Origin of the sequence: Denitromonas ohlonensis (assembly GCF_007625205.1) — a bacterium.
GTDB classification, from domain to species: domain Bacteria; phylum Pseudomonadota; class Gammaproteobacteria; order Burkholderiales; family Rhodocyclaceae; genus Nitrogeniibacter; species Nitrogeniibacter ohlonensis.
In genome coordinates, this window is record NZ_VMNI01000020.1 from 85,149 (window position 1) to 110,595 (window position 25,447).

The 25,447-nt window shown below is 66.7% G+C and carries 24 protein-coding genes; 21 read left to right on the plus strand and 3 right to left on the minus strand.

Annotated features, from left to right (window positions below):
• Positions 1-210: 210 nt before the first annotated feature.
• From hypC to FHP89_RS17970, 15 genes are all read left to right on the plus strand, one after another.
• Positions 211-522 (plus strand): HypC/HybG/HupF family hydrogenase formation chaperone, encoded by a 312-nt coding sequence (hypC, locus tag FHP89_RS17900; RefSeq protein ID WP_144173932.1) that lies wholly within the window; start codon positions 211-213, stop codon positions 520-522.
• Positions 519-992 carry a hydrogenase gene (locus tag FHP89_RS17905; protein WP_144173930.1) on the plus strand — a complete coding sequence of 158 codons (474 nt, stop codon included), beginning with the start codon at positions 519-521 and terminating at the stop codon, positions 990-992. Before hypC ends, FHP89_RS17905 begins: the two co-directional genes overlap by 4 nt.
• The gene (locus FHP89_RS17910) at positions 989-1,822 is read left to right on the plus strand and encodes a hydrogenase expression/formation protein (RefSeq protein ID WP_144173928.1); all 834 of its coding nucleotides are present in this window, start codon (positions 989-991) and stop codon (positions 1,820-1,822) included. The genes FHP89_RS17905 and FHP89_RS17910 overlap by 4 nt, the downstream gene beginning before the upstream one ends.
• An 18-nt stretch (positions 1,823-1,840) precedes the next feature.
• Positions 1,841-2,050, plus strand: coding sequence for a rubredoxin (locus tag FHP89_RS17915; RefSeq protein ID WP_144173926.1), 210 nt, complete (start codon positions 1,841-1,843; stop codon positions 2,048-2,050).
• Positions 2,051-2,052: 2 nt separating this feature from the next.
• Positions 2,053-2,538, plus strand: coding sequence for a [NiFe]-hydrogenase assembly chaperone HybE (gene hybE / locus FHP89_RS17920; protein WP_144173923.1), 486 nt, complete (start codon positions 2,053-2,055; stop codon positions 2,536-2,538).
• On the plus strand, positions 2,535-3,653 hold the full coding sequence (locus FHP89_RS17925) for a hypothetical protein (RefSeq protein ID WP_144173921.1): 1,119 nt from the start codon (positions 2,535-2,537) through the stop codon (positions 3,651-3,653). Before hybE ends, FHP89_RS17925 begins: the two co-directional genes overlap by 4 nt.
• A complete protein-coding gene (gene hypA / locus FHP89_RS17930; RefSeq protein ID WP_144173919.1) occupies positions 3,646-4,005 on the plus strand; it encodes a hydrogenase maturation nickel metallochaperone HypA in 360 nt (119 codons plus the stop codon). The genes FHP89_RS17925 and hypA overlap by 8 nt, the downstream gene beginning before the upstream one ends.
• A 15-nt stretch (positions 4,006-4,020) precedes the next feature.
• Entirely contained in the window at positions 4,021-4,956 is a 936-nt protein-coding gene (gene hypB, locus FHP89_RS17935) for a hydrogenase nickel incorporation protein HypB (RefSeq protein WP_144173917.1), read from the plus strand.
• Positions 4,940-7,294 (plus strand): carbamoyltransferase HypF, encoded by a 2,355-nt coding sequence (gene hypF, locus FHP89_RS17940; protein ID WP_260851667.1) that lies wholly within the window; start codon positions 4,940-4,942, stop codon positions 7,292-7,294. The genes hypB and hypF overlap by 17 nt, the downstream gene beginning before the upstream one ends.
• Before the next feature lie 16 nt (positions 7,295-7,310).
• Positions 7,311-7,556 (plus strand): HypC/HybG/HupF family hydrogenase formation chaperone, encoded by a 246-nt coding sequence (locus tag FHP89_RS17945; protein WP_144173913.1) that lies wholly within the window; start codon positions 7,311-7,313, stop codon positions 7,554-7,556.
• Complete coding sequence (hypD, locus tag FHP89_RS17950; RefSeq protein WP_144173911.1) at positions 7,553-8,713, plus strand: hydrogenase formation protein HypD; 1,161 nt, start codon at positions 7,553-7,555, stop codon at positions 8,711-8,713. The genes FHP89_RS17945 and hypD overlap by 4 nt, the downstream gene beginning before the upstream one ends.
• 841 nt (positions 8,714-9,554) lie before the next feature.
• Positions 9,555-10,610, plus strand: coding sequence for a hydrogenase expression/formation protein HypE (gene hypE, locus FHP89_RS17955; protein WP_144173909.1), 1,056 nt, complete (start codon positions 9,555-9,557; stop codon positions 10,608-10,610).
• A 125-nt stretch (positions 10,611-10,735) separates the two neighbouring features.
• The gene (locus tag FHP89_RS17960) at positions 10,736-12,466 is read left to right on the plus strand and encodes a hydrogenase maturation protein (protein ID WP_144173907.1); all 1,731 of its coding nucleotides are present in this window, start codon (positions 10,736-10,738) and stop codon (positions 12,464-12,466) included.
• Complete coding sequence (locus FHP89_RS17965) at positions 12,463-13,908, plus strand: sigma-54-dependent transcriptional regulator (protein WP_144173905.1); 1,446 nt, start codon at positions 12,463-12,465, stop codon at positions 13,906-13,908. Before FHP89_RS17960 ends, FHP89_RS17965 begins: the two co-directional genes overlap by 4 nt.
• Before the next feature lie 78 nt (positions 13,909-13,986).
• Positions 13,987-14,439 carry a DUF302 domain-containing protein gene (locus FHP89_RS17970; protein WP_144173903.1) on the plus strand — a complete coding sequence of 151 codons (453 nt, stop codon included), beginning with the start codon at positions 13,987-13,989 and terminating at the stop codon, positions 14,437-14,439.
• A gap of 13 nt (positions 14,440-14,452) precedes the next feature.
• Here FHP89_RS17970 and FHP89_RS17975 read toward each other — a convergent pair whose 3' ends face one another.
• Together FHP89_RS17975 and FHP89_RS17980 are read right to left on the minus strand one after the other, a co-directional pair.
• A complete protein-coding gene (locus FHP89_RS17975; protein WP_144173901.1) occupies positions 14,453-15,694 on the minus strand; it encodes a cation:proton antiporter in 1,242 nt (413 codons plus the stop codon).
• Between the two features lie 116 nt (positions 15,695-15,810).
• Positions 15,811-17,397: an inorganic phosphate transporter gene (locus tag FHP89_RS17980; protein WP_144173899.1), complete on the minus strand. Its 1,587-nt coding sequence runs from the start codon at positions 17,395-17,397 to the stop codon at positions 15,811-15,813.
• A gap of 226 nt (positions 17,398-17,623) precedes the next feature.
• On the opposite strand from FHP89_RS17980, the gene FHP89_RS17985 reads away from it, so the two are divergent.
• The 4 genes from FHP89_RS17985 to FHP89_RS18000 are packed head-to-tail and all read left to right on the plus strand — an operon-like array spanning position 17,624 to position 21,782.
• Positions 17,624-17,908 carry a hypothetical protein gene (locus FHP89_RS17985; RefSeq protein WP_144173897.1) on the plus strand — a complete coding sequence of 95 codons (285 nt, stop codon included), beginning with the start codon at positions 17,624-17,626 and terminating at the stop codon, positions 17,906-17,908.
• Positions 17,909-17,945: 37 nt separating this feature from the next.
• A complete protein-coding gene (locus tag FHP89_RS17990) occupies positions 17,946-18,941 on the plus strand; it encodes an NADH-quinone oxidoreductase subunit B family protein (RefSeq protein ID WP_144173895.1) in 996 nt (331 codons plus the stop codon).
• Positions 18,938-20,395 carry a nickel-dependent hydrogenase large subunit gene (locus FHP89_RS17995; protein WP_144173892.1) on the plus strand — a complete coding sequence of 486 codons (1,458 nt, stop codon included), beginning with the start codon at positions 18,938-18,940 and terminating at the stop codon, positions 20,393-20,395. Before FHP89_RS17990 ends, FHP89_RS17995 begins: the two co-directional genes overlap by 4 nt.
• A 16-nt stretch (positions 20,396-20,411) precedes the next feature.
• Positions 20,412-21,782, plus strand: coding sequence for a sensor histidine kinase (locus tag FHP89_RS18000; RefSeq protein WP_144173890.1), 1,371 nt, complete (start codon positions 20,412-20,414; stop codon positions 21,780-21,782).
• Here FHP89_RS18000 and FHP89_RS18005 read toward each other — a convergent pair.
• Positions 21,766-22,383 (minus strand): c-type cytochrome, encoded by a 618-nt coding sequence (locus tag FHP89_RS18005; RefSeq protein WP_144173887.1) that lies wholly within the window; start codon positions 22,381-22,383, stop codon positions 21,766-21,768. The genes FHP89_RS18000 and FHP89_RS18005 overlap by 17 nt on opposite strands.
• Positions 22,384-22,678: 295 nt before the next feature.
• Here FHP89_RS18005 and FHP89_RS18010 point away from each other — a divergent pair, with 295 nt between their 5' ends.
• Positions 22,679-23,254 carry a HupE/UreJ family protein gene (locus FHP89_RS18010; protein WP_144173885.1) on the plus strand — a complete coding sequence of 192 codons (576 nt, stop codon included), beginning with the start codon at positions 22,679-22,681 and terminating at the stop codon, positions 23,252-23,254.
• A gap of 148 nt (positions 23,255-23,402) precedes the next feature.
• Positions 23,403-25,436, plus strand: coding sequence for a thioredoxin domain-containing protein (locus FHP89_RS18015; protein ID WP_186300195.1), 2,034 nt, complete (start codon positions 23,403-23,405; stop codon positions 25,434-25,436).
• The last annotated feature ends 11 nt before the right edge of the window (positions 25,437-25,447 follow it).

Sequence of the window (25,447 nt, forward strand, 5' to 3'; positions counted from 1 at the left end):
GTTGCTCGCGGAGGGTCGGCTTTGCACAGCCGACCCGTTCGGCAGGCGCGAAGCAGTGCTTCGCGAAACCCCTGCCTCACCCCCCCGCGGGGGCTGCTCAGTGCCTTGGGACGGCCCGGCGGCACGAGGTGAAGCGACCCCCACGCTCGCGTTGCTCGCTGCCCCCCGCGGGGGCTGCTCAGTGCCTTGGGACGGCCCGGCGGCACTGAGATGTGTGTCGGCGAACCCATGCAAGTGCTCGCCTCAGGCGAGCACCGCGCGCGCTGCCGCGATCGTCGGGGGCGCGAGTGCGAGATCGATTTGCTGCTGACCGGACGGCAGCCGGTCGGCGCCTGGCTGCTGACCTTTCTTGGCGCCGCGCGCGAGGTGATCGACGCCGACCGCGCCGACGCGGTCACACGCGCGCTCGATGCGCTCGATGCCGTGATGCGGGGCGAGCCGGCCGATCTGGACGCTGCCTTTGCCGACCTGCTCGATCACGAACCCCAACTGCCTGACTTCTTGAGAGGATCATCACAATGACCCAAGCGCTCGCTCCCGATCTGGACCGCCTGGCGCAACTGCTGGAACGGCTCGGCGACCAGCACAGCCTGCCGACCCTGACCGAAGACGTGGCCGATCTGTTTGCCACCGAAGCCGATGACACTACCATGGTGTTGTTGGTCGATGACCCTAAGCGTGCGCCCGAAGTGTGGGACGTGGCGGTGGTGCTACCCGAGGTGCTGGCCACGCTGCGCAGCCCGCCGATCTCGGCCGTGGCCGATCTGGCGGCCAGCCGGGCCTTGGCCGCGCGATATGACATTCGTCGTTTTCCGGCACTGCTGTTTCGCCGCGGGGCCGAGTTTGTCGGTGTGATCGAAGGCATGCGCGACTGGGACAGTTTCGGTCCGGCCATCGAGCGGATGAGCCAGGCGCAGGTGCAGCGCGCGCCGGGCATCGGCATTCCGGTGCGAGCCAGCACCTCCGACAGCTGTGGAGGTTCGCCCGCATGAAAGACTTTCCCTTCCCTGTGATCAGTTTTGGGCCCGGCAGTCAGGACGAAGACGAGGTAGTCGACTTCATCGGTTCGCCCGGCGAGATGAACGCCTTCATGCCGCCACGCAGGCCCGAGGTGGCCGACCCGGCCAGTCGCGACGCGGCGATCGCCCAACTTGAAGCCCTGCGTGATCGCATGAACGCCACCTGCTTCGGTGCGCCCCTGTCGGTGGACCTGAGTGTGCTGCCGGCGCCGGTGCGTGCAGTGGTGAACGAGGCGCTCGGTCAGGGCGAGGTGAGTGCCACGGTGGCCGGTGGCGCGCCGCTGCGCATTCAGGAAACCGTGTTCGCCGGGCTGTGGCGGGTGCTGGGCGAGGGCGGTGTCGACCGGGTCGAAGCTGGCCCCATGCCCGAGGCCGTGGTGGCCGCGTGTCGTGCCACGGCGGCGCGCAGCATTCCGGTGCAGCCGCCGCCGGCCGGCGCCATGAACGCGCCCGCCGTGCTGCGCGAGTTGATCGACGCCGCCGCCCGCCGTCGCGACGGCGACCCCGCGCACATCGTCAATCTCACGCTGCTGCCGATGACGCCCGACGACCTGGGCTATCTGTCGGTCAGCCTCGGCGTGGGGCCGGTGGTGATTCTGTCGCGCGGCTATGGCAACTGCCGCATTTCGAGCACCGCCTTGCGCGACACCTGGTGGGTGCAATACTTCAATAGCAGCGACAGCCTGATCCTCAACACTATCGAGGTGACCGATCTGCCCGATGTGGCACCCGCCGCCGCCGAGGACTACGCCGACAGCATTGTGCGGCTCGGCGAGTGGATCGAGTCGCTGCGCGAGGATTGAGCGCGAGCGGAGACGAGTATGTTTGAAGGCAGCTATCTGGGCGACAATGAACGCATCGCCGATACGGCCACGCTGGAGTGTGGCATCTGCTGGCAGGTATATGATCCGGTTGAGGGCGACCCGGTGTGGCAGATTCCGCCGGGCACGCCGTTTGCCGATCTGCCGGCGCACTGGACGTGCCCCAACTGCGATGCGCCGCGGCACAAGTTCATGGTGATCGAGGAGTGAACATGGCCAGCGTGGAGAATGCCTACGATTCAAACCCGACCGCGGTGGTCGAGGCGGTGTTTCGTCGCATCCACCATGAGCGCATGGCCGGCTTGCCCATCTGCAATCCCGCCTTGTCGGTGGCGGTGCTCGGGTTTCGGCCCTGGCAGGGCGACTGGGTCGGGGTGCTGGTCGCGCCCTGGGCCATCAATGTGCTGATGCTGCCCGGCGGCGGCGCCTTTCGCGCGCTGTCGGTCGGCCAGACGCAAGACTGGGCGTTTCCGTCTGGCGACTACACTTTCATGGGCAGCCGCGAGCCCGGCCTGGGCGCTTATCAATTCTGTTCGCTGTTTTCGCCGGTGAATCACTTTGCCGATCAGGCCGAGGCCGAGGCGGTGGCCGACGCCGCGCTCGTCGGTTTGCTGACCGCGCCGCCGGAGGCGACACCGCCACCAGTCGATCGCCGTGCGTTCTTGCGCACCGCGCTGGGTCGGAGGGCGAGCGCATGAACGCACCATTGCATCTGGCGGCCACATTGAGCGACGGCCATGTGACCGGCGTGCACGCCGAAAACAGCCGCCCGCTGGCGGCGCAACTACTGGTGGGCAAAACGGTGGACGAGGCCGCGCGCCTCGCGCCGGTGGTGTTCAGCCTGTGCGGCGTGGCGCAAGGGGTGGCGGTCAAGGCGGCGGCCGATGTCGCCGGCGGCGGCAGCTTTGTCATGACCGCTGACATCGAACGCGCGCTCAGCCTCGAAGCCATCAAACTTCACCTGTGGCGCCTGATGCTCGACTGGCCGGTGCTGTTTGGCCGCCAGCCCGAGCGCACGCGTTTTGCCTTTGTGCTCAAGCGGCTCGATCAGGCCACCGACGCGCGCAGCGCCTATGAGGCCGGCGGCGCGGTGCTTGACCTGGTGGCGCGCGAACTGCTCGCCGGTTTCATCAACAGCCTGCGCGAGCCGCGCAACCTGACTGAGTTTGCCGATACCTGTCGGCGCAGCGGCAGCATCGGCGATGCGCTGGCCCGCCTGATCGAAGCCGGCGCCAGCGATCCGCTGGAAGATCCTGTCCCCCTGCTCGCGCCACTGCCGGCCAGTGTATTTGCCGAGGCCTTGCCCGGCGGCTGGCCCGATGCCGCGTATTGCCGCGCGCCGCACTTGTCGGGCGATGTCTACGAAACCGGCCCGCTCGCGCGCCATGTGAACAACCCGCTGGTGGCGCGACTGGTGGTGCAGCGCCACCGGATCGCGGCGCGCTTGTTTGCGCGGGTGGTCGAGATGTCCGACTGCGCCAGTCGCCTGCGCCACCCACTGCCCGACGACATGCCGGCCTTGGTGGATGTCGCACCGCTGGCGGGGGGCGGGGCGTTGGCGCGCATCGAGACCGCGCGCGGCGTGCTGCTGCATGCGTTGCGGCTCGATGGTGACACGGTGGCGGACTACGCCATTGTTGCGCCCACCGAGTGGAATTTCCGCCCCGGTGGCGTGTTCGAGCAAGAGGGCGCCGGCTGGGCGGCGACCGACGTGGCCTATGCCGAGTGGCGTTTGCGCGCGCTGGCGCTGGCGCTCGACCCCTGCGTGCTGTACGACGTGGCCGTGACCGAGGGGGCCGTGGCCGATGCATGAGATGTCGCTGGCCGAGGGCATCCGCAGCATCGTCGAAGACGCGGCCATTGCCCAGGGTTTTACCAAGGTCAACGCGGTGGTGCTCGAAGTGGGTGCATTGTCGTCGGTGGAAATCGAAGCGCTGCGCTTTTGCTTCGAGGTGGTGATGAAAGGCAGCGTCGCCGAGGGCGCACGAATGGAGGTTGATACCATTGCCGGCACCGGCTGGTGCCTGCCCTGCGCAAAAACGGTGGCGATCGACTACTTGTACGACCCCTGTCCGCACTGCGGCAGCTACCAGGTGCAGGCCACCGGCGGCACCGAGATGCGGGTCAAGGCACTGGATGTGGAGACCGCGCCCCGCGGCGTGTGAGTCAAGGAGAACGCAATGTGTACGGTATGTGGATGCGGCGCAGGCGAGGTGATGATTGGCCGGCCGAGCGGCGCCGCACAGCGCAAGAAGGCACCGACCACGGGCTGGAAAATGGCCTCGGTCGAGGCGGCCCACGATCATGCGCATGAGCCCGTTGAGCCGCATGCGCCGGCCTCGGATCATGCCGGTCACATGCACTTTGGCCACGGCCCGGCGCATGCCCACGCGCCGGGGCTGTCGCAGCACGAGATGGTGCGCATCGAGCAGGACATCCTCGGTAAGAACGACCGCTTCGCCGACACCAACCGTCAGTGGCTCGCCGGGCGCGGCATCTTTGCGCTCAACCTGGTGTCCAGCCCGGGCTCTGGCAAGACCACGCTGCTGTGCAAGACCATCGAGATCCTGTCCAGCCGGGTGGCCGTGGCGGTGATCGAGGGCGACCAGCAGACCGAGTTCGACGCCGAACGCATCCGCGCCACCGGCGCACCGGCGCTGCAGATCAACACCGGCAAGGGCTGTCATCTGGACGCCGCGATGGTTGGCCAGGCGCTGCCGCGGATGGCGCTGATCGACAACAGCCTGCTGCTGATCGAGAACGTCGGCAACCTGGTGTGCCCCTCGGCCTTCGATCTGGGCGAGGCGCACAAGGTGGTGATCCTGTCGGTGACCGAGGGCGAGGACAAGCCGCTCAAGTATCCCGACATGTTTGCCGCTGCCGATGTGATGCTGCTCAACAAGACCGACCTGCTGCCGCACCTGAGCTTCGATGCCGACAAGGCGGTCGAGTTTGCGCTGCGGGTCAATCCGCGCCTCAAGGTGTTCCGCGTGTCGGCCACCACGGGCGAGGGCTTTGATGGCTGGCTGGCCTGGATCGAGTCCGGTCTGTCGGCCGCCGCGGCGAACGGGCAGCAGAAAAATCATGAGGAGAACACGCTTGCCGCAGGATATTGAAGGCGCCGTGCAGATAAGCACCGACGCAGCGCCAGAGCGCAGCGAGCGCTGCCGGATCCGGGTGCGCGGGGTGGTGCAGGGCGTGGGCTTCCGGCCCTTTGTGTTTCGCCTCGCGCAGCAGCTCGATCTGGCCGGCTGGGTGCGCAACGATGGCGAAGGCGTCGAGATGGAGGTGCAGGGCGCGCCGGGCAACCTCTCCGCCCTGATGGCGCGACTGACGAAAGAGGTTCCACCGCAGGCGCGCATCGACGCCATTGAACGCGAGGCCTGTCCGTCGCAAGCGCAGGACCGCGGCTTCACCATCCGCCCCAGCGAAGGCGGCGCAGTCACCACCGCCATCGGCCACGACAGCACGGTGTGCCCGGACTGCCTGGACGAGTTGTTCGACCCCGCCAACCGGCGCTGGCGCTATGCGCTGATCAACTGCACGCACTGCGGCCCCCGCTACACGCTGACCGGTCGCCTGCCATACGACCGCGCCAACACCAGCATGGCCGGCTTCGCGCAATGCGAGACCTGTCAGGACGAATACGAGGCGCCCACTCACCGGCGCTTCCATGCCGAGCCCAACGCCTGTCCCGATTGCGGCCCGCAATTGTCGCTGCTGCAGGCCGACGGTGTGCGGGTGGCCTCGCACGACCCGGTGGCCGATGCCTTGCTGCATCTGCTCACCGGCCACATCGTCGCTATCAAGGGCGTGGGCGGTTTCAACCTGGTGTGCGATGCGCGCAACCCCGAGGCTGTCGAACGCCTGCGCAGTCGCAAGGCGCGTGGCGACAAGCCCTTTGCGGTGATGGTGGCCAGTGTGGCCTCGGCGCGAAGCTATGCGCGCGTGAGTGCCGAAGAGGCCGAGCTGCTCGACGCGCCCGAGCGCCCCATCGTGCTGCTCGACAAACACAGCGACGCCGACATGCACCTGTGGGGCGTGGCGCCCGATCTGGACCAGATCGGCATCATGCTGCCCAACTCGCCGCTGCACTACCTGCTGTTCCATGACGAAGCCGGCCGGCCGATCGGCACCGACTGGCTCGACGAAGCGCAGCCGATGGCTCTGGTGATGACCTCGGCCAACCCCGGCGGCGAGCCGCTGGTGATCGACAATGACGAAGCCCTCAGCCGCCTGAGTGGCATCGCCGAGCTGTATCTGATGCACGACCGCGATGTGCTGGTGCGCTGCGACGACAGCGTCGCGCGGCTCAGCCAGGGTGCGCCATCGTTCATCCGTCGCGCGCGTGGCTATACCCCGACCGCCATCCGACTGGCCCACAAAGGCCCGCCGACGCTGGCCTTTGGCAGCTACCTGAAAAACACCGTCTGCCTCACCCGTGGCGACGAAGCCTTTTTGTCGCCGCATGTCGGCGACCTCTCCAACCCCGCCACCTGCACGGCGATGGACGCCACGGTCGAGCATCTCATGACCGTGCTGGCTTGCCGCCCCGAGTGGGTCGCCTGTGACCGCCACCCCGACGTGTATGCCACGCAGGCCGCGCACCGCTACGCCGACGCCCACGATCTACCGCTGATCGCCGTGCAGCACCACCACGCGCATATCGGCGCGGTGCTGGCCGAGCATGGCGTCGACGAACCGGTGCTTGGTCTCGCGCTCGATGGCGTCGGCCTGGGCAACGACGGCACGGCCTGGGGCGGCGAGCTGCTGCGGGTCGATGGCGCCCAGTGCGACCGCCTCGGACACCTGCAACCGCTGGCTTTGCCCGGCGGCGACCGCGCGGCCCGCGAGCCCTGGCGCATGGCCGCTTCGGCGCTGCATGTGATGGGCTTGAGCGAGCATATCGCCGAGCGCTTCGGCCATTTGCGCGGCGCGGATCGCATTGGTGCCTTGCTCGACGCCGGCACGCGCTGCCCGCCCACCACCAGCATGGGGCGGTGGTTCGATGCCGCCGCCGGCCTGCTGGGCGTGTGCGATGTGATGCACTACGAAGGCGAAGCCGCCATGCGGCTCGAATCCCTCGCCAATGCTTACGGCCCGGCGCTGGCGCTGCCCGGCGGCTGGCAGATCGATCGCGCCAACACACTCGATCTCATGCCGACGCTGCACGCGCTGCGCGACACGCGCGATGCGCACCGCGGCGCGGCGGTGTTCCATGCCACGCTCATCGCGGCGCTCGAAGCCTGGGTGATTGCCACCGCGCGCAGCGAAGGCCTGCGCACCGTCGCGCTTGGCGGCGGTTGCTTCCTGAACCGTCTGCTCACCGAAGGCCTGAGTCGTCGCCTCAGCGTGCGCGGGCTGACCGTGCTGCGCGCCCGGCAGGCACCGACCAACGACGGCGGCCTCGCGCTCGGCCAAGCCTGGGTCGCCATTCAAACGGCCATGGCCTGAGCCCGGAGACAACACCATGTGCCTCGCCATTCCTGCTCGTATCGTTGAAAAACTCGACGGCGACGCCGCCCGTGTTGACCTCGGCGGCGTGCGCAAGGAGATCTCGCTCGCGCTGGTTGATGGCGCCGAGGTGGGCGATTACGTGATCGTGCATGTCGGCTACGCGCTGTCCAAACTCGATCCGGAAGAAGCCGCGAAGACGCTCGCCTTGTTTGAGGAAAGTGGGCTCGACCTGCAAGCCATTGCCGCTGGCAGCGCATGAAATACGTCGACGAATTTCGCGACGGTGACGTCGCCGCCAAACTCGCCACGGCTATCGCGCGCGAGGCCGACACCGGCCGCGACTACGCCTTCATGGAGTTCTGCGGCGGCCACACCCACGCCATCTCGCGCTACGGCGTCACCGACCTGCTGCCGGCCAATGTGCGCATGATCCACGGCCCCGGCTGCCCGGTGTGCGTGCTGCCGATCGGCCGCATCGACATGGCGATCGGCCTGGTGCTGTCGCGCCCCGACGTGATTCTTTGTACCTATGGCGACTGCCTGCGCGTGCCGGCCTCAGGCCAGCTCTCGCTGCTCAAGGCCAAGGCGCGTGGCGGTGATGTGCGCATGGTGTATTCCGCCGCCGATGCGTTGGCGCTGGCGAGCAAACACCCCGAGCGCGAGGTGGTGTTCTTCGCCATCGGCTTCGAAACCACCACGCCACCGACCGCGCTGGTCATCAAGCAGGCGCAGGCCATGGGGCTCGCCAATTTCAGCGTGATCTGCAATCACGTGCTCACCCCCTCGGCGATCATGACCATTCTGGAGTCGCCCGAAGTGCGCGACCTGGGCACCGTGCCACTCGACGGTTTCATCGGCCCGGCGCATGTGTCGACCATCATCGGCAGCCGACCCTACGCCTTCTTTGCCGAGGAATACCGCAAGCCGGTGGTCATCGCCGGCTTCGAACCGCTCGACGTGATGCAGGCCATCCGTATGTTGATCCGTCAGGTGAACGACGGTCGCGCCGAGGTCGAGAACGAATTTACCCGCGCGGTGAGCGAGGACGGCAACCTCAAAGCGCAGGCGCTGGTCAGCGAGGTCTTCGAGCTGCGCCGCAGCTTTGAATGGCGGGGTTTGCACGAGGTGCCGTATTCCGCGCTGCGCATCCGGCGCGCGTTTGCCGACTGGGATGCTGAGCGTAAGTTCGGGCTGGCTTTCCAGTCCGTGCCCGACAATAAGGCCTGCGAGTGCGGTGCCATTTTGCGTGGCGTGAAGACGCCGACCGACTGCAAGATTTTTGGCTCGGTGTGTACGCCGGAGAACCCGATGGGCTCGTGCATGGTGTCGAGTGAGGGCGCCTGTGCGGCGCACTACAACTATGGGCGGTTTCGGGATATACCGGTGGTGGCCGAGCCGTCGGCGGTGGTGGTTTAGGCCGTGCCGGGCGCTTGGTTGGGTGTTCGCTTCGGATTGACGTTGGCCGGGTCTCGCCCCGGCGGGCGACATCCTTTCTTGCACGCGCAAGAAAGGACGCAAAGAAGGCGCCCCGCTGTACCGCCGGCTTCGCCGGTGCCCTCTCTACGCCCGGCGCCGGCGGGTCGTGTCGCAAACTCGCCCTGCGGGCTCAAACAAGCGACACGACAATTCCCGCCGCCCCCGGGCTTCGTTCGGCGGCACAGAAGGGGAGAGGGGCGCAGGCTCGGCTTCGCCATCGCCTGCTTGACGCGCACCATCGCGCCACATGACAAACGAGGTTTCGTAGGGTGGGCGGCTTGCCGCCCACCATCGTGCCCCACGAGAGGCGTTGCTTGGTGGGCAGCGGAGCTGACCACCCTACGAGTCGCACCGGCGGCGTTAGCCGGCACCGTCGTAGGGCGGATAAGCGAAGCGCATCCGCCGAACAATGCCTCACGGCGGCACCGATGGCGGATGCGCCTGCGGGTTATCCGCCCTACGAACTCAAATGCGGTCGGATCGAGCACGGCCCATTCGCCCTCTGCCGCGCCAACCGGAGGGGGTGGCGGGCGGATAAAGGGGCTTCGCTTGTTTGAGCCCGCAGGGCGAGTTCGCGAAGCACCCCGCCCGACATCGCCGCAGGGCGGGTACCCCGAAGGGGCGCGAAAGCGGGCTGTGCTTCTTTGCCTAGCTTTCTTGCACAAGCAAGAAAGTAGGTCGCCCGCCGGGGCGAAACCCGGCCAACGATCCTCCCGCGAAACCGCCCACCGAACCTACGGGCAAGCAACAACCAACCGGCGCAACGCGCCCCATACCTCCCATGAATAAGATCAAAAAGGGCTACGTCCGCCCCCTGGACCTAAAATCTGGCCGCATCGACATGGGCCACGGCGCCGGCGGCAAGGCGATGGCGCAACTCATCGACGAGATCTTCGCTCGCGCTTTCGCCAACGATTATTTGGCCCAGGGCGACGACGGCGCCGTACTGCCTGCGCCCGAACCCGGCGAGCGCCTGGTGATGGCCACGGACGCGCATGTGGTGTCGCCGCTGTTCTTTCCGGGTGGCGACATCGGCTGCCTGTCGGTGCACGGCACGATCAACGACGTGGCGGTGATGGGCGCGCGGCCGCTGTATCTGGCGGCGAGTTTCATCCTCGAAGAAGGCTTTCCGCTCGCGGACCTCAAGCGCATCGTCGACTCCATGGCCGCCGCCAGTCGCGCGGCCGGGGTGCCGGTGGTGACGGGCGACACCAAGGTGGTGGAGCAGGGCAAGGGCGACGGGGTGTTCATCAGCACCACGGCGGTGGGGGCGCTGCCGGCGGGGCGCTCGCTGTCGGGTGCGAATGCGCAGCTGGGCGACGTGATTCTGGTCTCCGGTTCGCTGGGCGATCACGGCATGGCGATCATGGCGCAGCGCGAGTCGCTGGCCTTTGATTCTGAAATCACCTCCGACACCGCAGCACTGCATGGTCTGATCGCCGATCTGCTGATCGCCGTGCCGAGCGTGCGCGTGCTGCGCGACCCGACGCGTGGCGGGCTGGCGACGACGCTGAACGAGATCGCCACACAGTCGGGCGTTGGCATGACGCTGGAAGAAAAAGCCATTCCGGTGCGCGAGCAGGTGGACGCCGCCTGCGAGCTGCTCGGCCTCGATCCGCTGTATGTGGCGAACGAAGGCAAGCTCGTCGCCATTGTCCCGGCCGACGTCGCCGACGCGGCGCTGGCGGCGCTGCGCGACCATCCGCTGGGGCGTGAGGCCGCGCGCATTGGCGAAGTGACGACCGACCCAAACTGCTTCGTTCAGATCCGCACCCGCTTCGGCGGCAAGCGCATGGTCGATTGGCTGTCGGGTGAACAGCTGCCGAGGATTTGCTGATGGAGATGATGCTGAAACATGTAGGGCGGATAAGCCGCAGGCGCATCCGCCATCGGTGCGACGAAGAGACGTTGATCGGCGGATGCGCTGCGCTTATCCGCCCTACGCGCAGCGAGGGCTGAGCCATGCGGATCCTGCTGCTCACCCATAGCTTCAACAGCCTCACCCAGCGCCTTCTCGCCGAGTTGCGCGAGGACGGCCATGAGGTGTCGGTCGAGTTCGATATCGCCGATTCGGTGGCCGAGGAGGCGGTGGCCTTGTTCGCGCCGGACGTGATCGTGGCGCCCTTTCTAAAGCGCGCGGTGCCCGAGTCGATCTGGCGCGAGCACCTCACCTTGATCGTGCACCCCGGCATCGTCGGCGACCGTGGCCCGTCGGCGCTGGACTGGGCGATCCACAACGGTGAGATGACCTGGGGCGTGACCGTGCTGCAGGCCGAAGCCAAGATGGACGCCGGGCCGATCTGGGCGACGCGGGAATTCCCGATGCGCGCGGCGCCCAAGGCGAGTGTTTACCGTAGCGAGGTGAGTGAAGGTGCGCTGGCGGCGGTGCGTGAGGCGCTGTCGCAGGTGGCGGGCTGGCGCGCGGGTACGTGGTCGCCGGCTCCGCTGGGCGACTGGCCGAAGGCGCGGGGGCAGTGGCGTGCGCTGATGCGTCAGGCCGATCGGCGGATTGACTGGTCGGCCGACTCAACCGCCACGGTGCTGGCCAAAATCCGTGCGGCCGACGGGTTCCCCGGCGTGGCCGACGCGCTGTTTGGTAAACCCTGCCATCTCTTTGATGCACAGCCCGGCACGGCGCCGGCTGGCGCGCTGCCGGGCGCGGTGGTGGGGCGGCGCGATGGCGCGATTCTGCGTGCGACGGTCGATGGTGCGGTGTGGATTGGTCATGTGAAACGCGGCGGTAGCGATCACCCCTTCAAGCTGCCGGCGACGCTGGCCTTTGCTGACGAGACCGCCGCGCTGCCCGTGCTGGCGGGCGATGCCGACGCGGCCGAGATCGGCTACCGGGAATCGGACGATGGCCGGGTCGGTTTCCTGCGCTTCGACTTCACCAACGGCGCGATGGGCTCCGACCAGTGCGTGCGTTTGCGTGAGGCCATCGTGGCGGTGGGTGCGCGGCCGACAGCGGTGCTGGTGCTCGAAGGCGGGCGCGATTTCTGGTCGAACGGCATTCATCTGAACGTGATCGAGGCGGCCGAATCGCCGGCGGACGAATCCTGGGCCAATATCAACGCGATGAACGATGTCTGCCTCGCGCTGCTGCAACTGACCGACAAACTGACCGTGGCGGCGATGCGCGGCAACGCGGGGGCGGGCGGATGTTTTCTGGCGTTGGCCGCCGACATCGTGTGGGCGCGCGAGGGCGTGGTGATGAACCCGCATTACAAGAATATGGGCAACCTGTTTGGCTCGGAGTATTGGAGCTACCTGTTGCCGAAGCGCGTAGGTGCCGAGGTGGGCCGGCAGATCATGGGCGACCGTCTGCCGCTGCTGGCGCGCAAGGCGGTGGCGCTGGGGCTGATTGATGATTGCTTTGGCGCGACGCCGGTGGCGTTTGCCGCTGAGACGGGGGCGCGAGCCGCGGCCTTGGCTGTTGACCCGACGCTCGCCGCGCGCATCGCTGGCAAGCAGGCCCGTCGTGCCGCCGACGAGGCCGCCAAGCCGCTGGCCGAGTATCGCGCCGAGGAGCTGCGCCACATGCAGCGCAACTTCTACGGTTTCGACCCGAGCTATCACGTGGCGCGCTACCACTTCGTGATCAAGAGTCCGCAGTCATGGACGCCGCGCCACCTGGCGCGCCACCGGGATCTGGGCTGGCAGGCGCCGGCCGCAAAAGAGAGTGTCGTGACATGAGTCAGAACTTGCCGACCGTGCTGGTCGTGGATGACGAGGTGCGCTCGCAGGAGGCACTGCGCCGCACGCTGGAGGAGGACTTTACCGTGTTCACCGCAGCCTCCGCCGAGGCCGCGGCGGCGATCATGGCGCGCGAGTGGGTGCACATCGTGTTGTGCGACCAGCGCATGCCGGGCGCCTCGGGCGTGCAGTTTCTGACCGAGGTGCGCGAGAAGTGGCCGGACGCGGTGCGCATCATCATCTCCGGCTACACCGATTCGGAAGACATCATCACCGGCATCAACGAGGCCGGCATCTATCAATATCTGCTCAAGCCATGGCAGCCCGAGCAGTTGCTGCTGACGCTCAATGGCGCGGCCGAGATGTATCGCCTGCAAAGCGAGAACCAGCGCCTGTCGCTGGATATGAAGGTGGCCGAGCCGGTGCTGCGCGAGCGCGTGGCGGGCAAGCGGGCGGCGGTGGCCGAGCGCTTTGCGGTGTCGGCCCTGCTACGCGCGCCCAACTCGCCGATGAACGCGGTGTGCACGCTGGTGGAGAAGGTCGCGCGGCTGGATGTGCCGGTGTTGCTGACCGGCGAGTCGGGCACCGGCAAGGAGTTGCTGGCGCGTGGTTTGCATCTGGCCAGCCCGCGGGCCGAGGCGGCGTTCATCACCGAGAACTGCGGGGCGGTGCCGGACCAGCTACTTGAGTCGGAGCTGTTCGGTTACAAGCGCGGGGCGTTTACCGGCGCCTATGAAGATCGCGTGGGCTTGTTCAAGCAGGCCGATGGTGGCTCCATTTTTCTGGATGAGATTGGCGAGACCACGCCAGCGTTTCAGGTGAAGCTGCTGCGTGTGCTGCAGGAGGGCGAGGTCCGCCCGGTGGGCGCACCGCGACCGCTGCCGGTGGATGCGCGTGTGGTGACGGCGACCAACCGCGACCTCGAAGCCGACATGCAGGCCGGGCGTTTTCGTGAAGACCTGTTCTACCGCCTCGCGGCGATCACCGTGTGGGTGCCGCCGCTGCGCGAGCGGGCCATGGACATCCCGCTCATCGCCAACGCCTTTGCGGCCGAATTGCGCAGCGTGGGCGGTGAGGCCTTTGCGCCGCTGGACAAGGAAGTGCTGGCTTGTCTGGCGGCCTATCGCTGGCCGGGCAATGTGCGCGAGCTGCGCAACGAGATCCTGCGCATGGCGGCGCTGTCGGACGATGCGCGGCTGCGCGCGTCGGATCTGAGCCCGCGGGTGCTGCGCGCGGCCGAGGCCGATGACGAGGCAGAACTCAATCTGCTGGCCGGGATGGATGGCGATTTGAAAGCGCGGCTGGAGACGCTGGAGGCGCGCATCGTCAAGGAGAGCCTGATCCGCCATCGCTGGAACAAGACGCGCGCGGCGAAGGAACTGGGCCTGTCGCGGGTGGGGCTGCGCAACAAGCTGTCGCGCTACGGGCTGGAGAAAAGCTGAGGCGAGTCATGCCACCTGTGTAAGGATTTTGTGCCGCGCCGGGTCTAAGCTCCTGTTAACCCCAAAAGGAGACACCTCATGACCCGTTTGCGCTTTCTCGCCCCGCTGTGCCTCGCCCTTGCCACCACCGCCGCCACCGCGGCCGATGGGCTGATCCAGATGAAGAGCCCGCACAGTGCGCGCCAGACCATGGACCGGCTGGAAAACATCGTCAAACAGAAGGGCATGAACGTGTTTGCCCGCATCGATCACGCCGCCGGCGCGGCCAAGGTGGGCGCGACGCTGCGCGCCACCGAAGTGCTGATATTCGGTAATCCGAAAGGCGGCACGCCCTTCATGCAGTGCGCGCAGACTGCGGGCATTGATTTGCCGCTCAAGGCGCTGGTGTGGGAAGACGCCGATGGTCAGGTGTGGCTGGGTTACAACGATCCGGTGTGGATCGCCGCGCGACATCAGGCGGGCGAGTGCCCGGTGGTGCCGAACATTGCCAAGGCCTTGTCGGCGTTCTCGGCGGCCGCCACGGCGCCCTGAGTGGTGGCGCGGGTCAGTCGGCCGGTCGGCCGATGGCCTTGCGCACCACGGCACCCACCGTCATGCCCTGACCAAAGATCGAGGCCACCACCACCGCGTAGGTGAGCGCCAGCACCAGGTCGCGCTCGGCGCCGGCCGGCAGCGACAAGGCGAGGGCGACCGAGATGCCGCCGCGCAGGCCGCCCCAGGTGAGCACTTTCCAGGCGCCGTCGGGCAGGCGGAAGCGCCGGTGGAACAAGGCCACCGGCGCGCCCACGGCCACCAGGCGGGCGAGCAGGGTGACGGCGATGACGAGGGCCACGGCCAGGGCCAGACCCGGTGCGTATTCGATCAGCACGATCTCCAGCCCGATCAGCACAAACAGCACGGCGTTGAGCATGGCGTCGATCAGATCCCAGAACATGTCGAGGTATTCGCGCGTCTTGTGCGACATGGCCATGGCGCGGCCGTGGTTGCCCACGATCAGGCCGGCCACCACCATGGCCAGCGGGCCGGAAACATGCAGATGGGTGGCCAGCGCGTAGCCGCCGAGGACGGCCGCCAGGGTGATCAGCACCTCTTCAGCGTAGCTGTCGATGCTCTTGAGCATGTGATAGGTGATGGCGCCGAGCAGCAGGCCAAAGAGAATGCCGCCGCCGACTTCCTCGGCCACCAGAATGCCGACCTGAGCCGCTTCCGGTGCCTGGCCGCTGGTGGCGGCGGCGAGCAGCACGGTGAATACCACCACGCCGACACCGTCATTGAACAGCGATTCACCAGCGATCATCAGTTCGAGATTTTTCGGCGCGCCGGCCGACTTGACGATGCCCATCACCGCGATGGGATCGGTGGGGGAGATCAGCGCGCCGAACAGCAGGCAGTAAATCAGCGGCAGCTCGATCCCGATCCAGGGCAGCAGCAGCCACACCGATGCGCCGATGAGGGCGGTCGACAGCAAGGTGCCAAACACCGCGAGCGCACCGATCTGCCAGCGGTAGGCTTTGAGCTCGCTGAGGTCGACATGCATGGCACCGGCAAACAGCAGCAGCGAGAGCATGCCCTGCATCAGCACGTCGGAAAAATCGAGCGAGGAGAGCAGCGAGACTTCGTAGTCCTTCAGCGCGCTGATGCCGACCCGGTCGAGGCCCAGCACGATCAGCGACAGGCCCATGGCAATGGCCATCACGCCAATGGTGGACGGCAGACGGATGAAGCGCACATTGACATAGGCCATGGCGGCGGTCAGGACGAGAAAGATGACGGCGAGGTCGAACACGGGCAGGATCCTGCAAGAAAAATCAGTGGGGAGTATGCCGGATAGATCGCCGGGGCGGGCGTGGGCAAATAAAAACGGGCAGCCTGGGCTGCCCGTGGTGCGCAATGCGGGGTGGCTCAGGGCGTCATCATGCCGCGGATCATGAAGAACAACATGGCGGCCATGAGGGCCGAAGCCGGCACGGTAATCACCCAGGCGGCGGCAATGCGCTTGAGCTGCGAGCGCTTGACCAGTTCCTGGCGATAGACGCGCTTCAAGGCCTTGCGCTCTTGCTTGGAGAAGTGCGCCGGGTCGAGGTGGGCCTTGGCCTGCTCTTTGAGTGCGGTCAGCATCTGGCCTTTTTCGGCCACTGGCGCGGCGTTGAACTTGACCATGAAGGCGTCGATCGCGCCCTGGTCGTCTTCGGGGTGGTGCGCCTTGATCTCGTCTTCGATGCGCGCATATTTGTTCTTGATCCACTCGCGCAGGAAGCCGACGCCAAACACGCCGCCAACGGCGATGTGGGTCGAGCTGACCGGCAGGCCCAGCTGGCTGGCGATGATCACGGTGATGGTCGCCGCCATGGCAATACAGTAGGCGCGCATCTGATCGAGTTCGGTAATTTCAGAGCCGACGGTGCGAATCACCTTGGGACCGTACAGCGCCAGGCCCAGTGCGATGCCGACGGCGCCGACCATCATCACCCACAGCGGAATGGTCGCCTTGGCCTGAACCTGACCGGTCGCGCTGCCCAGCACATCGACAATCGCGGCCAGCGGGCCAACCGCGTTGGCCACGTCGTTGGAGCCGTGTGCAAACGAGAGCAAGGCGGCGGCAAAGATCAGCGGCACCGTAAACAACTGCTTGATGCCGGCCTTGTCGTTGGTGAGTTTGTCGGCTTGGCGTGCGATGACCGGACGCAGGACGAAGAAGCTCAGCACCGCGGTCGCGCCGCCAATGAGAATGCCCTGGCCGAAGCTCAGCTTGACGATGGCCTTGACGCCCTTGAGCAGCAGATAGGAGGTCGTCGCCCACACCATCAGCGCCAGCAACACCGGCACCCAGCGTTTGGCCGCGGCGCGCATGTCGGTGTGGTAGGTCACGCTGTGTTTCACGAAGTACAAGAAGCCGGCCGCCACCAGACCGCCCATCACCGGCGAGATCACCCAGCTGGCGACGATGCCGCCGACCGTGCCCCAGTTGGCGATACCGAATCCGGCCGAAGCGATACCCGCGCCGAGCACCGCGCCGACGATGGAGTGCGTGGTCGATACCGGTGCGCCGACTGCGGTGGCGATGTTCAGCCAAAGCGCGCCGGCCAGCAGCGCGGCCAGCATCACCCACACGAAGGCCTGGCCGCTGGGCAGCTGGCTGGCGTCGATGATGCCCTTGCGGATGGTGCCAACCACCTCGCCGCCGGCGATCAGCGCGCCGGCCGCTTCAAACACCGCCGCGATGACCAGCGCCAGGCCCAGGCTCATTGCCTTGGAGCCCACCGCGGGCCCGACGTTGTTGGCCACATCGTTGGCGCCGATGTTCATGGCCATGTAGCCGCCGACCACCGCGGCGACCACCAGCATCACATTGACCTCGCCACCGACGCCGCGCGTGGCCGCAAACAGGATCACCCCGACGATGAACAACAATCCCATGCCGAGCCGGAACAGTTCGCCGCTGCCGCGTTGGGTGGCGCGCTCGAGTTCGCTGATATGTTTGAGTTCCACGAGGCTTTCGCTTGCTTGAAAAAAACGAATTGTTTCAGATTTATGAGGCGTCACAAAGGCGGATTACACAATTTTTTCAAGGATCTGACCTTTGGTCGGCTTGTCATGGCGTGAGCGCGCGCTGATCTGGGGCAAAGCCCGTGCGCGCGAAAGCCGGTAACCTGTGGCCCTTGCACCGTGCACGAGCGCAATCGTGCGCACGCGATTCAATTTCAGAGGACCCCCCATGGCATGGGAAATGGCGTTTCCGATCGTACTGATCCTGACCTTGTTCATCTCCGCATTCATTGTGTTGACCAAGCATCAGGCACACATGAAGGCCCAGCGCAATCTGCCAGATCGGTCCGATTATCTGGCGGCGGTGGGTGATGACCGTGCTTGCAAGAAGTGCGGTGCCACCGAAACCGCCGAGCACGGCTTGAATGGCCGCGAAGACAATGTGCGCATTGTCACCTGCGCCAGTTGCCAGGCCTTGCTCTATCAATTCAAGCGCGAGCAGGCGGCCGACTAAGGCTGTCCGGCCCTCTGCCCTGTGATTCAATAGCGCCATGAACGTGCTCTGGCTCCAATCCGGCGGCTGTGGTGGGTGCACCATGTCCTTGCTGTGCGCCGATACCCCCAACCTGATGGCCACGCTGGCCGATGGCGGGATCGAGTTGCTGTGGCATCCGAGTTTGTCGGAGGCCAGCGGGGCCGAGGTCATCGCCTTGCTTGAAGCCTGCGAGGCAGGGCGGCAGCGGCTCGATGTGTTGTGTGTGGAGGGCGCCTTGCTGCGCGGCCCGAAAGGCACGGGACGGTTCCACATGCTGGCCGGCACCGGCCGGCCGATGATCGACTGGGTGCAGTCGCTGGCCTCGCGTGCGCATCACACCGTTGCGGTGGGCACCTGCGCGGCTTTTGGCGGCGTGACCGCGGCGGCGTTCAATCCCACCGATGCCTGCGGCCTGCAATACGACGGCGATGCCACTGGTGGCTTGCTGGGGGCAGACTACCGCAGTGGTAGCGGCCTGCCGGTGATCAATGTTGCCGGCTGCCCGACCCATCCCGGCTGGGTGCTCGACACCTTGCTGGCGCTGGTCATGGACGAGGTCAGTGCGCACAGCCTGGACGCCATCGGCCGCCCACGCTTCTATGCCGACCACCTCGTGCATCACGGCTGCTCGCGCAACGAGTTCTATGAATTCAAGGCCAGCGCCGAGAAGCCCTCCGACCTCGGTTGCCTGATGGAGCACATGGGGTGCAAGGGCACGCAAGCCCATGCCGACTGCAATATGCGGCCATGGAACGGGCAGGGCTCGTGCACCAACGGCGGTTACGCCTGCATCAGCTGTACCGAACCGGGCTTTGAAGAACCCGGCCATCCGTTTTCGCAGACGCCCAAGGTCGGCGGCATTCCGATCGGCCTGCCTACCGACATGCCCAAGGCGTGGTTCGTGGCGCTGGCTGCGCTGTCCAAGTCGGCCACGCCGCGCCGGGTGCGTGCCAACGCGACGGCGGATCATACCGTGGTGACGCCGGCCATTCGCCGGACGGGACGCAAATGAGCCGGCAAGTGCTGGGGCCCTTCAATCGGGTCGAGGGCGATCTGGAAGTCACGCTGGCGCAGGTCGATGGCCGGGTCAGCGCGGCCTGGGTCAATTCACCGCTGTATCGTGGTTTCGAGCAGATCCTGCAAGGCAAGGCGCCCATGGATGCGCTGACCCTGGTGCCGCGCATCTGCGGCATCTGCTCGGTGTCGCAGTCGGCCGCCTCGGCCGCGGCGCTGGCGGATCTGGCCGGGGTCGCGCCGCCGCCCAACGGCGCGCGGGCCAACAACCTGATGCTGTCGGCCGAGAACATGGCGGATCACTTCACCCATTTCTACCTCTTTTTCATGCCCGACTTTGCGCGCGACGCCTATGCCGGCACGCCCGGTTTCGACGCTGTGCGTGCCCGCTTCAAGGCGGTCGAAGGCTCGGCGGCGGCCGAGGCGCTGCCGGCGCGCGCGCGCTTTCTGCAATTGATGGGCACGCTGGCCGGCAAGTGGCCGCATACGCTGAGCCTGCAGCCGGGCGGTTCGGCGCGGGCGATTCTGCCGGCCGAGCGGGTGCGCCTGCTGAGCCTGCTGCGCGAGTTCCGTGGCTGGATGGAGCGGCATCTGTTTGGCGATTCGCTGGAGGCGGTGTCGGCGCTCGATTCAGCAGATGCGCTGTGGACATGGTTTGACGCCAAGGGGCCGGCGCGGGGTGATCTGGCGCGCTTTCTCGAGGTCTCAAAAACGCTGGGACTGGACCGCCTCGGTCGCGCGCCCGAGCGGTATCTGAGTTTTGGCAATTACCCCATCGATGGCGCCCGCCGTTTTGCGCCGGGCATCTGGGACAGCGCGGTGGGCGCCGTCCACCCGCTCGATACGCGCGATATCGTCGAAGACATCTCCCACGCCTGGCTGGCCGGTTCGGCCGACAAGCATCATCCGCTGGTGGGCGAGACCCATCCGGATGCCGACAAGGCCGACGCCTACTCGTGGTGCAAGGCGCCGCGCTGGCGCGACAAGGTGGTCCAGTGCGGCGCGCTGGCGCGGCAAGTGGTCGACGGCCATCCGCTGGCGCGCGATCTGGTCGCGCAGGGCGGCGGCACGGTGATGAGCCGGGTGGTCGGGCGCATGCTCGAAATCGCGCGGGTGCTGCCAATGATGGAAGCCTGGGTGCGCGAACTGGTGCCGGGCGATCCGTTCTGTGTCGAACTCGAGTTGCCCGATCAGGGCGTCGGTGTCGGCCTGGTCGAGGCGGCCCGCGGCGCGCTCGGGCACTGGCTGGTGGTGCGCAATGGGCACATCCAGAACTATCAGATCATCGCGCCGACGACCTGGAATTTCTCCCCGCGTGACGCGGCCGGCACACCGGGCGCGCTCGAGCAGGCCCTGGTCGGCACGCCCGTGGGCGATGGCGCCGGCATGCCGCTGGCGGTGCAGCATGTGGTGCGTTCTTTCGACCCGTGCATGGTGTGCACGGTGCATTGACGCAGGGGATCAACACATGGCAAAACCCGGCGACAAGGACCACGATGTTGGCCAGACCGGCCACCCTGGCGAGCTGGTTGGCGTGGGCGAGGATGTGTGGATGGACGTCATCCACAAGATGGACGAGGTCTATTCCGACCTGCTGCAGTACGAGGTGGCGCTCGAAGAGAAGAACGCCAAGCTCGAGGAGTCGCAGCAGTTCATTCTGTCGGTGCTCACCGCGATGTCGGACATCCTGGTGGTGTGCGGGCGTGATGGCGCCATCGAAGATGTGAACCCCTCGCTCGAGGTGATTACCGGCAAGAGCGCCGAATCGCTGCGCGGCAGCGCCATCTACGATTTGTTTGTCGGCGACGATGCCCGCGACAAGGCGCGCCAGTTGCTGACGGTGTTCGGTGAGCGCGAGGTGCACGACTGTGAACTGCAACTGCGGGCGCACGACGGCTCGGCGGTGCCGGTGTCATTCAACTGCACGCCGCGTTTCAACGCCGTCGGCAAATCGATGGGCATGGTCGTCACCGGTCGGCCGGTGGGCGAGTTGCGCAAGGCGTATCAGGCGCTGCGTCAGGCGCATGACGACCTCAAACGCACCCAGCAGCAATTGCTGCATTCCGAAAAAATGGCCTCGCTCGGTCGCCTGGTGGCGGGCGTGGCGCACGAGCTGAACAACCCGATCAGCTTCATCCTGGGCAACGTGCATGCGCTGCGTCGCTACGCCAACCGGCTGGAGACCTATCTGGGTGCCGTGCATGCCGGCGAGTCGCCCGAGCAGCTGGCCGAGCAGCGGGCGCGTCTGCGGATCGACCGCATTCTGGCCGATCTCGATCCGCTGATCGAGGGCACCATCGAAGGCGCGGAGCGCACGCGGCAGATCGTCGATGGGCTCAAGCGCTTTTCCGCCATCGATCGGGACGAGCAGCAGCAGTTCGACCTGGCCGAGGTGGTCGAGCGCGCGGTGCGCTGGGTGAGCCAGGCCGCGCGCAAGGATTTCAAGGTGCGGCTGGACATCCCCGCGCCGCTGATGATGATCGGCTCGGCCGGCCAGATGCAGCAGGTGATGATGAATCTGGTGCAGAACGCCTGGGATGCGACCAGCACGCTCGGCCAGCCGACCCTGCAGATTTCGGCGGAGGTGGACGTCGCCTCAGCTCAGGTGTGCCTGCGTTTCGAGGACAACGGGCCGGGCATCGACCCGGCCAATCTGGCGCAGGTGTTCGACCCGTTCTTTACCACCAAGCCGGTGGGGCAGGGCACGGGCCTGGGGCTGGCGATCAGCTACGGCATCATCGAGCGCCACGGCGGACGCTTGTCGGCGGCCAACGCGAGCGCTGGCGGGGCGGTGTTTACCGCCTGCCTGCCGCTGGCGCCGCTTACTCCAGCGTGCTGATATACACCGACACCGCCTTGGTTTCGAGCTCGGTGAGCTTGGAGGCAATGGTGTGCATGATCGCGTTGTCGTTGGTTCGCGCGCGGCTGTTGAAGGACTCCAGCTGGGTCTCCAGATAGCGCGCGTTCTGCCCGGCCAGGCGCGGCAACTTGTCGGTGCCGTAGCCTTTCTCGCCGTGGCAGGACGAACAGGCGGCGACGCCGGAGTATTCATTGCCGCGATCAAAAATGAATTTGCCCACGGCGTTCAGGCCTTCGTCGAGCGCGCGTCGTGAGCGGGCGGGCTTTTTCTCGAAATACACGCCAAGGGCGAGCATGTCGTCGGCGGTGAGGCCGGCCACCATGCTGCCCATGGTGTCGCTCGCGCGTTTTCCGCTCTGGAAGTCGGCCAGCTGTTTGGCGATGTACTGGTAGTGCTGGCCGGCCAGCTTGGGGTGGTTGACGGTCGAGCTCTCGCCGTCCATGCCGTGACAGAGCGAGCAACGCTCGGCCACAATCTGAGTGGCGCGGGTCAGGTCGACGTCTGGCAGATCGGCGGCCTGGACGAGGGCGGCCGGGGCGAGCAGTCCGGCCAGAATGAGCGCATGGTGAAGCGTCGGCATACGAGGTCTCCTGACGACGGTTGAGTTTCGCCTGGCAAATGCGGTGCAATGCGTTTTGGCGGTGTCAGCCGGGAGCGTATCAGACTCGCCGCGATGCTTGCAGCCGGGGTGTTGGGGCTGCGCCGGGGGTGGTTACACAGTATTCGCCAAGCGGCCGACGCTGGGAGCGCGCTTGCCGGATGCCGGGTCTGTGACCGGCGCAAACGCTTGATTTCGTGATGGGCCGTGTCTGGCACGCATCTTGATTCGGTATCACGACGTTTTTCGTTAACTTGGTTTTCTCTGGAGGTGTGTCATGGCGACATCGCGTGTTCTTCTCGCTCTCGTGCTGGCCGGTGGTGCCGGGTCGGCCATGGCGCATGGCGGGCATGCCGGCGGGCATTTCGCGGCGGGCCTGGCGCACCCCTTTGGCGGTGTGGATCACCTGCTGGCGATGCTGGCGGTGGGTGTTTATGCGACCCGTCAGTCCGGCCGCGCGCGCTGGGGGCTGCCGCTGGGGTTCGTCGTGGCGATGCTGTGCGGCGCGGGGCTTGCCGCGCTGGGCGTGGTGCTGCCGGCGGTTGAAGGTGGCATTGGGGTGTCGGTGCTGGTGATGGGCCTGTTGATCGCGCTGGCCGTCAAATTACCGGTGTCGGTGGCGCTGCCTCTGGTGGGGGTGTTCGCGTTGTTCCATGGCTACGCACACGTGGCCGACATGGGTGGCGCGAGTTTGCTGAGCTATGTCGTCGGATTCGTCGTGGCCACGGCCGTGTTGCACGGCGCGGGCTATGCGCTCGGTGGCTGGATGCCGGCGTCGCGTGTCGCGATGGCCGTCAAGCGCGTGCTGGGCGGAGTGATGGCGGGGGTTGGGCTGGTCTTGCTTGGCACCTGAGCCCTTGGGGGTACATAAATGAAGGGGGCGCTGGACGCCCCTTTTTAGTGACACACCCCTTCACCGCGAAGGGGTATTCCCGACAAAATTTGTCGGGAATGTGCGCGCTTGGTAAACTGGCGCGCATTGTCTTATTACCGAGATCGCGATGACCAATCGTCTCGCCCAGGAGCCATCCCCGTATCTTCGCCAGCACGCCGAAAACCCGGTGCACTGGCAGCCGTGGGATGACGCAGCGCTGGCGCAGGCGCGCGCTGAAGACAAGCCCATCTTGTTGTCGATTGGCTATTCGGCTTGTCACTGGTGCCATGTGATGGCGCATGAATCCTTCGAAGACGCCGCGACGGCTGAGGTGATGAACCGGCTGTTCGTCAATATCAAGGTCGATCGCGAAGAGCGGCCCGATCTGGATCACATCTATCAGAGCGCGCACCAGATGCTCTCGGGCCATGCCGGCGGCTGGCCGCTGACGGTGTTTCTGACGCCCGAAGGCACGCCTTTCTATACCGGCACCTACTTTCCGCCCTCGCCGCGTCACGGTCTGCCCGGCTTTGTCGACCTGATGGAACGTGTCGCCGCCGGCTGGGCGACCCAGCGCGAGGCGATCGGCAAGCAGAATCAGCAGTTGCGCGCCGCGCTGGCCGAGACGTCGCGGGTTGGCAACGTCGATGCCGATCAGTTTGACGAGCGCCCGGTGCGCGATGCCTGCGACGGCATGGAGGCGGCGTTCGACATGGACAACGGCGGCTTCGGCAAGGCGCCGAAGTTTCCGCACCCCTCCGATCTGATGCTCTTGCTGCACCGCTACCGTTGCGCCGGCAACGCCAGCGCCGGTGCGATGGTGCGGCTGACGCTCCAGCGCATGGCTGAAGGCGGCATCTACGACCAGCTCGGCGGCGGCTTCTGTCGCTACAGCGTCGATGAGCGCTGGGAGATTCCGCATTTCGAGAAGATGCTCTACGACAACGGCCCCCTGCTGGCGCTCTACGCCGAAGCCGCGGTGTGCTGGGATGAGCCGCGCTTCCGTGAGGTGGCCGAAGACACCGCCGCCTGGGCGCTGCGTGAAATGCGTGCGCCCGAGGGTGCTTTCTGGTCGGCGCTGGACGCCGATTCCGAAGGCGAGGAGGGGCGCTTTTATGTGTGGACGCGCGATGCGGTGAAGGCCGCCGTCGCGCCGGAAGACCGCGTGTTCGCGCTGGCCGTGTTCGGCATGGAAGGCATGCCGAACTTCGAAGGCCATGCCTGGCATCTCACCTTGCGCAAACCGCTCGACGAGATCGCGGGTGAGGTTGGCATGGCGCCGGAATTGGCGGCGGCCGCGCTGGCACGTGTGCGCGCTGCGCTGCTGGCGGCGCGCGACCAGCGCGTGCGCCCGGGCCTGGACGACAAGATCCTGACCGCCTGGAACGGGTTGATGATCCACGGGCTGGCACGCGCCGGCCGCTTGCTGGATCGCCCCGACTGGATCGCTGCCGGACAAACGGCGATGGACTTCATCCGCACCCGGCTGTGGGACGGCGAGCGCCTGCACGCCAGCTGGAGCGGGGGGCAGCCGCGACTCAATGGCTATCTCGACGACTACGCCTTTGCGCTGGCCGCGCTGATCGAATTGCTGCAAGCCGAATGGCGCAGCGAGGACGCGGCCTTTGCCCGCCAGCTGGCCGATGCACTGCTGGCGCGTTTTGGAGACGAGACGGCGGGCGGCTTCTATTTCACCAGCGCTGATCACGAAGTGCTGCTGCACCGACCCCGCACCGGTCACGATGGCGCGACGCCCTCGGGCAACGGGGTGGCGGCGCGCGCTTTGCAGCAGCTGGGACATCTGCTGGGCGAGCCGCGCTATCTGGCGGCGAGCACAGGCGGCCTGCGGGCGTTTTATGCCGGCATGCGCCAGTCCGCGATGGGTTATGGCAGCCTCCATGTGGCGTTGGCCGAATGGCTGACGCCGCCGCGGGTGGTGGTGTTGCGCGGGCCGCAACGCGAATGCGATGCCTGGGCCAGGCAGGCCGCCAGTCTCGCCGATGCCGCGACCTTGGTGCTGTCGGTCGGCGAGCGGGACGATCTGCCCCCGGCGCTGGCCAAACCGATTGAAAATCATGTCAACGCCTGGGTGTGTTCAGGCGTTGAGTGTCTGTCGCCAATAGACGACTGGGTGCGTCTTGCGGACGAGTTGGGCGGGTAGGCAAAGCCAGA

Excerpts from the sequence above, each read along its gene's own strand:
- FHP89_RS18005 (WP_144173887.1), bottom strand. The coding sequence starts at position 22,383 with ATGCCGACGCTTCACCATGCGCTCATTCTGGCCGGACTGCTCGCCCCG.
- FHP89_RS18000 (WP_144173890.1), top strand. The coding sequence starts at position 20,412 with ATGGCAAAACCCGGCGACAAGGACCACGATGTTGGCCAGACCGGCCAC.
- hypA (WP_144173919.1), top strand. The coding sequence starts at position 3,646 with ATGCATGAGATGTCGCTGGCCGAGGGCATCCGCAGCATCGTCGAAGAC.
- FHP89_RS17990 (WP_144173895.1), top strand. The coding sequence starts at position 17,946 with ATGAACGTGCTCTGGCTCCAATCCGGCGGCTGTGGTGGGTGCACCATG.
- FHP89_RS17985 (WP_144173897.1), top strand. The coding sequence starts at position 17,624 with ATGGCATGGGAAATGGCGTTTCCGATCGTACTGATCCTGACCTTGTTC.
- hypB (WP_144173917.1), top strand. The coding sequence starts at position 4,021 with ATGTGTACGGTATGTGGATGCGGCGCAGGCGAGGTGATGATTGGCCGG.
- FHP89_RS18010 (WP_144173885.1), top strand. The coding sequence starts at position 22,679 with ATGGCGACATCGCGTGTTCTTCTCGCTCTCGTGCTGGCCGGTGGTGCC.
- hypE (WP_144173909.1), top strand. The coding sequence starts at position 9,555 with ATGAATAAGATCAAAAAGGGCTACGTCCGCCCCCTGGACCTAAAATCT.
- FHP89_RS17995 (WP_144173892.1), top strand. The coding sequence starts at position 18,938 with ATGAGCCGGCAAGTGCTGGGGCCCTTCAATCGGGTCGAGGGCGATCTG.
- hypD (WP_144173911.1), top strand. The coding sequence starts at position 7,553 with ATGAAATACGTCGACGAATTTCGCGACGGTGACGTCGCCGCCAAACTC.
- FHP89_RS17960 (WP_144173907.1), top strand. The coding sequence starts at position 10,736 with ATGCGGATCCTGCTGCTCACCCATAGCTTCAACAGCCTCACCCAGCGC.
- hybE (WP_144173923.1), top strand. The coding sequence starts at position 2,053 with ATGGCCAGCGTGGAGAATGCCTACGATTCAAACCCGACCGCGGTGGTC.
- FHP89_RS17965 (WP_144173905.1), top strand. The coding sequence starts at position 12,463 with ATGAGTCAGAACTTGCCGACCGTGCTGGTCGTGGATGACGAGGTGCGC.
- FHP89_RS17915 (WP_144173926.1), top strand. The coding sequence starts at position 1,841 with ATGTTTGAAGGCAGCTATCTGGGCGACAATGAACGCATCGCCGATACG.
- FHP89_RS17970 (WP_144173903.1), top strand. The coding sequence starts at position 13,987 with ATGACCCGTTTGCGCTTTCTCGCCCCGCTGTGCCTCGCCCTTGCCACC.
- FHP89_RS18015 (WP_186300195.1), top strand. The coding sequence starts at position 23,403 with ATGACCAATCGTCTCGCCCAGGAGCCATCCCCGTATCTTCGCCAGCAC.
- FHP89_RS17925 (WP_144173921.1), top strand. The coding sequence starts at position 2,535 with ATGAACGCACCATTGCATCTGGCGGCCACATTGAGCGACGGCCATGTG.
- hypC (WP_144173932.1), top strand. The coding sequence starts at position 211 with ATGTGTGTCGGCGAACCCATGCAAGTGCTCGCCTCAGGCGAGCACCGC.
- FHP89_RS17910 (WP_144173928.1), top strand. The coding sequence starts at position 989 with ATGAAAGACTTTCCCTTCCCTGTGATCAGTTTTGGGCCCGGCAGTCAG.
- FHP89_RS17945 (WP_144173913.1), top strand. The coding sequence starts at position 7,311 with ATGTGCCTCGCCATTCCTGCTCGTATCGTTGAAAAACTCGACGGCGAC.
- FHP89_RS17905 (WP_144173930.1), top strand. The coding sequence starts at position 519 with ATGACCCAAGCGCTCGCTCCCGATCTGGACCGCCTGGCGCAACTGCTG.